This is a genomic window from Oceanispirochaeta sp. M1, from assembly GCF_003346715.1.
In the GTDB taxonomy this organism is placed as follows: domain Bacteria; phylum Spirochaetota; class Spirochaetia; order DSM-2461; family DSM-2461; genus Oceanispirochaeta.
Genome location: NZ_QQPQ01000091.1, coordinates 1 through 5,893 on the forward strand (window position 1 = coordinate 1; position 5,893 = coordinate 5,893).

5 protein-coding genes are annotated in these 5,893 nt (G+C 35.7%); 3 read left to right on the plus strand and 2 right to left on the minus strand.

Translation table 11 applies throughout. The features are described 5' to 3' along the window. Positions 1–292 precede the first annotated feature (292 nt). Positions 293–1,321, plus strand: coding sequence for a hypothetical protein (locus DV872_RS25670; RefSeq protein WP_114632832.1), 1,029 nt, complete (start codon positions 293–295; stop codon positions 1,319–1,321). Between the two features lie 93 nt (positions 1,322–1,414). Here the strand turns inward: DV872_RS25670 and DV872_RS25675 are convergent, their stop codons facing one another. Continuing rightward, positions 1,415–2,620: a GGDEF domain-containing protein gene (locus tag DV872_RS25675; protein WP_147283276.1), complete on the minus strand. Its 1,206-nt coding sequence runs from the start codon at positions 2,618–2,620 to the stop codon at positions 1,415–1,417. A gap of 840 nt (positions 2,621–3,460) precedes the next feature. Here DV872_RS25675 and DV872_RS25685 point away from each other — a divergent pair. Further along, positions 3,461–4,363 (plus strand): hypothetical protein, encoded by a 903-nt coding sequence (locus DV872_RS25685; protein WP_114632835.1) that lies wholly within the window; start codon positions 3,461–3,463, stop codon positions 4,361–4,363. A gap of 200 nt (positions 4,364–4,563) precedes the next feature. After that, the gene (locus DV872_RS25690) at positions 4,564–5,127 is read left to right on the plus strand and encodes a helix-turn-helix domain-containing protein (RefSeq protein ID WP_158547193.1); all 564 of its coding nucleotides are present in this window, start codon (positions 4,564–4,566) and stop codon (positions 5,125–5,127) included. A 78-nt stretch (positions 5,128–5,205) separates the two neighbouring features. Here DV872_RS25690 and DV872_RS25695 read toward each other — a convergent pair whose 3' ends face one another. Continuing rightward, positions 5,206–5,796, minus strand: a complete 591-nt coding sequence (locus DV872_RS25695) for a S9 family peptidase (RefSeq protein WP_114632837.1) — start codon at positions 5,794–5,796, stop codon at positions 5,206–5,208. Between the last annotated feature and the right edge of the window lie 97 nt (positions 5,797–5,893).

Below are 5,893 nucleotides of genomic sequence, written 5' to 3' on the forward strand. Positions count from 1 at the left end.
GAGTAATTATCGAAAAATTTGGGAGGATCAGAAATATGTGTATCTGAACCCTTCATTAGAGACTAAGAAGCAACTGATTTCAGCATAAAAAAATCAAAAGTTGTGACAACTATGTTGAAACATTCCGTGCTACCGGAAAAAGAACAATAGTCGGTCATGGAGATAGATGTGATTAATAATAAACATCTCTTGACTTAACAAATTCACTCTCCTATAATCTTGTAAAGATCCGGCAATGATTACCTTATCCTGCCACAAACCAGTAAAAACATCTTAAGATCAGGAGTAAATTTTGTTTCAACAATTTCATTTAATCATTACATTATTATTCTTAAGTTCAGTTACGTTGAGCTTTGCTGAAAATACTCTTTATGCAAATATTATATCTCCGGAAAACAATACTCTGTTAATCAATGGGAAACAGACAACAGTAACCTTTGAATTTGACCAAGAGGCAGCCAACAAAGAAAATGCATGGCTTGTTGTTAAATTTGATTCTCAGGTGAGAAGAACAATTGCAGGCACGTCTATTGAATCTCCACTATCCTATGAAGCCTCCGCTAAAGATATGACTGCTGGTAATCATCTTATTGAATTTCTCCTCTTAAGGAGTCAATCGGGAAATGATGAAATTTTAGCAGCTTCAGAAATGACACTTCATGTTGAAAATCCCGGTGATAATTTTGGAAATCTAATCTATTCCGAAGTGACATCTCACAGTAATACCGATGTATTCATACCGGGAGAAGACATCTCACTTGTCTTTGAGTTTGATGAAAAAGCGGCAAATGCGGCTCATAGCAAAATTGTATTCATGTTTGATGAGCGGTCAGGTGAGATTGCATCACCTCTTGTCTCTCCCTTTATATTTGATATTCCTGGAAGAATGATGACTAAGGGAGAACATCATCAAAGATTTATTATTATTGAAAATGTCGCTGGTATGGAAAAGATTCTCGCGTATTCCGACATAAAACTTTTTGTAGATGAGCCAGATAATATCGTAGATAATGCCTTTGAAGCTATTATAACCACTCCATCTACAGAGACTCTGTATATCACTGGAAACGAAGCTATGGTAACAGTAGAATTTGACGAAGAATCGGCCAATGATAAAAATGCATGGCTTGTTGTCATGTTTGACGAAAAAAATGCATCTACAGTCTTCGGTACTTCGATAAGCTCACCGTACACATTAGATATACCAGGAAAAATAATGACGAAAGGTGAGCATCTGGTAAAGTTTCTCTTTATGGATAAGGTCAATGGAATTGAAAAGGTCATATCCAGTACTGAAGTTGTCTTAAAAGTTACTGATTGAGAATACTCTTTGCATGGAGTGGCGTAGTTTTTGATAGGCACGGTACTTATCATTTTAATCCAGGGGAATTTTTTATTTCAACTTACGATTCTTTTATTGAGATGAGTTGATGCTAAATTCATTAAAAACTGTGACTTTATTTTTCACAGTCTTAGACTGGTACAGAGCTTTATCTGAATTGGTAATCAGCCTTGAAGGAGCTGTCCCGCATTCATAGCTCGCCACTCCGATACTGGCACTGAGAGGTAATTCTGAATTAATAATTTGATCATTTGATTTGAATTCCTTTTGAATATTCGCACAGCTTTCAAGTACCTTTTCCAAAGTGGTGTTTTTAAACAATATACTAAATTCATCACCTCCATAACGAAATGGGATGGCATCACCACAATTCTTTTTAAGAATAGAACTGAATGCAATAAGACAATTATCACCTGCAACATGCCCCAGACTATCATTGATGAGTTTAAAATTATCAAGATCTATCATTACAAAAATATATGTATTATCGCAGGAATCCTTCTCCATTTTCTCCATCGCATTTCTAAAAGCAATACGATTACTAATTCCTGTCAATTCATCAATCAGAACTATCTGTCTCAATTTCAATCTCTCAATCTCCTTTTGCAGACTAGCTGTAGTTTTAGCCTTTTCAAAGTAAATGATTACTAAACTAACCACGGAAAAAGAGATCAGGACAAACAGTGATATAAGAAAATTACTCAAACTAATACCATCCTCCAAAACGCTGACTTTGTCAGAATCCCACTGAATCAGTAATTCAGAAGAGATGATAGATATAATCGATAGTATGGCTGTAAGAGTTGTTAATCTATAAATACCGTAGATTGCCGTTAATAAAATGGAGAGTGCAAATATAAAATACAAAGAAGCAAATACACTATGAACCATGTAAACTATAAAAAAAATAAAGACGAGGGATAACGAAACAGTAAATATTTTTGAGTTCTGAGACATTCGGCTGGAGTGCATTATTTTATATTCTATAAAGAGACATCCCGTGTTTAGAGTACTTGGAATGATGAGAAACTTCACTAAGTACAAAGGTATAGTCGTATTAATCTCACTTGTATAAAACAGAAGTATCCCAATAAGACATTCAAGAATAAATACAAATACAACAACCGCAATAGTTATCTGATAATGCAGGTTTAACCATTTGTTATCAATACTCTTATATTCTTCTTCAACTTCACTTAGAAATGACTTGTCCATTTTATTCCTTTGAGTAAAGACTTCTGCCAAACGCCCCCTATAATAACAATAGATTTCCGCCAAAACAGAATTCTAAAGTATCGCCGCTCTACGAACTTGCAGATTTGATAAAGATGCTGCTTCTAAAATCATTATTTCATTTACTTGAATTCATACTCTTCTATCTCATCAACAAAAAGTCCATTATCCCGAAAATCGATCTGATCTGGCAGAAGAACCAACGATACAAACGGCACCTCAATGAAAAGAATATAAAGCTGACCTCCTCCATCCGGGAGAAATGGTTTATCCCGGTCAATGTTTCATCAGCAATACTAAAACAAGAAGATATTTTCACTGGTGAATCCTGAGATAATTCATTACAGATGGAAGAGTGCTATCAAGGATTACTGGACTTATGATAAACCCAAAACTAGAAAAAAGGCAGACCACTTATTACTTAAGCCATAAATCTCCTGATCAAGAATCTGAAAATTGAGAACTACTTTTGGGGATTCAAACGAATTCTGAATAAGTTAGAAAAGATTTCCATAGATGTATATCCCGGGAAACTATCAGAAAAGTTATTCAGGATTACCGAAATCAACAGATATCAAACCCTATTACTCATGGAACAAATTCCGGGAACCACCACTATTACAGAGCCAACAAATATATTATAGAAATCTTTCGTACACTCAGGATAGGTGTTTCCACAATTCGTTGAAAACCATCAAAATATATTAATCCTCCTGACAGAAGACCTCTTTAGACCTGATTTACTTTTCACATAATAAATTATCTGTTGGATCTGGAAAGTTGAGACTTTCACCAGTATGATAAAATAGAATTGTAACTTAGGAAATGGCAATAGATATCCGAAACCATTTGACGACGTTACAATCTTTAGAAGGGATCAGTAATATGAAAAAGGACATGAAATTCATTCTCAAGAATAATGAAAAGAAAAATGGTGATTTCGGCCATTCAATCATAACAATTCTTTTTGGGCACAGGAATATACATTCATTAGAAAATAGAGTATTTAATGTTATTTGCCTAACTACTGTTTTCATTGGAATATTCACTGCCATTTTAAATGTCTTCTTAGAAAATCCAATTCGTGAGATTATCTTTTCTTTTTCAGCTACATTTATAGCGGTAGCATTCTATATTGCATCGATGAAATTTCATTTGGAAAGTTATTTAAAATTACCAATGGTGATATTCTTTCTGGGCCTTATATCTGTAATCTGGATGACCAATCAGGGTTCTAAGGGGAGTTCTCCTCTGTTTTTTATTATATTATTTGTCATAATTAAAATTATTATTGATTCTCCCTATGACAATTTACTACTTCTTATTTCTTTCTTTATCGTTATCGGATTATCAATCATTGAACAACTCAAACCAGAATTGATTATCCCTTATTTGAGTGAAAGTCACCGATCAATAGATGTTTTTGTTTCTTTAGTAATATGTTTGCTTATGATTACATTATTAGTGACTCTTGTAGTTAAAGAATACCAAAGAGAACACCTCCATAAAGACAATTTATATGCAAAAACTCTTAAGGATAAAATATCACTTGAACAAGCATTGTCCGAAATAAAGACTCTGAAAGGCATTGTTCCAATATGCGCCCATTGTAAGAAAATCAGAGATGATAAAGGGTATTGGAATTTTCTTGAGTCGTATATTGAAAAGCACTCTGATGCTTCCTTCAGTCATGGTTTATGTCCTGAATGTGCAGACGAGTTATATGAAAATGAAGATTGGTATAAAAAAGAAAAGAAATCTCAAGAAAAAGACGAGAACGATTCTTAAGGTTTTGAAACGGAAAGATAGAAGACAGATGATTATTTCTATGAGATCAACATACCGATTTTGAGAAGTTACTAATACGGAAAATGGTCTTCGCAATGGGGATGCATTTTATCAATGTCGTGTTAATGTCGTTACTACGACATGGTCAATTCTTTAAACAGGCAGCAAAGTTTAAGCAGATCTTTTTAAAGGAGCAGTTTATGAAACAACCCGAAATAGGGAAAGTAGTTACTCATTTAAGATTACAAAAGGGGATGACTCAGGAAACACTTGGTGAGTTATGTGAGGTCAGTACCAGAACCATACAACGAATTGAAAGTGGTGAGGTGGATCCAAGAACATTCACGTTAAATAATCTGAGTAATATTTTGGAATACGATTTTAATAATGATAATAAAGGCAATGAATCTTTCTGGATTACAGTATTGCATCTGAGTTCAATGATTTGCATTGTCCCGATACCTTTGTTAATTTGGTCTTTTAGAAAAAAATATAGCTTGAAAATAGATAAACATGGCAAAGATGTAATAAATTTTCAGATTTCGATGACTCTTTATCTCATCGCTTGTGCTATTTTGCCAGGAGTAACAAGCTTTTTAATGATAAAGTACAATAATTCAATGTCATTTATAATAAGTGTTATAAGTATCATCCCCTTAATAACTCTTGGATTCATCTGTTTTTTTCAGGGGTTATTTAATGCGCTAAAGGTATTAAACAGTAAATCTTATAGATATTTACTATCAATACCCTTTCTTCAATAGAATCGATGCTGATTCATAAAAATTGACTCCGATGGATTAAAAAATCACCACAAGGTTCCAGGGATAATCCTCATATATCTACTTCAGATAGATGTCTGCAAAGTTTAGAAACTGTTCCCAGTCATAACTTGTAACGTCATGGATGCCTTCCCGGATGTGGTATCCTGTTATGCCCCCTACCGGCTTTCCGATTGCAGGCATTTCATTCCCTAAGGTAACGTTTAGACCGTAAAGCTCATAAACCTCCCGGGTGCCAAGAAGTCCCAGGTACTCCCCTTCCGGATCGGACCACCTGTCGTTCTCAGCACTGGCCACATACAGCGGCCGGGGTGCAATGAGAGAAAGGAGCATGTGCTGGTCTACCGGGAGTTCTTCTTCCCGATCTGCAAAACTGCGCAATCCGGTAACAAACCAATGGGGGAACTCAGATGTTATATACTTCACATCTTCCCCATATTTTCTTCTGGAGATAGCCGCACCCATAGACCCTGATTCATTGGCGATAACCATGGCGAAACGCGGATCGTTTGCCCCTGCCCAGAGTGCCGCTTTTCCCAGCCGGGAATGTCCCATCAGGGCGACCCTTTCCCCATCGATATCCCTGTCGGTCATAAAATAATCCAGAGCCCTGCTCAGGCCTGGAAAATCCGGTTTAATCCTGCCACCCATTCCGGATTAAACTTGCCGGGTAATCCGGATTTATCCTGCCACCCCATTCCGGTTTAAACCTGCCACTTTTGGCAGCAAGTCCGGAATCAAATATTGT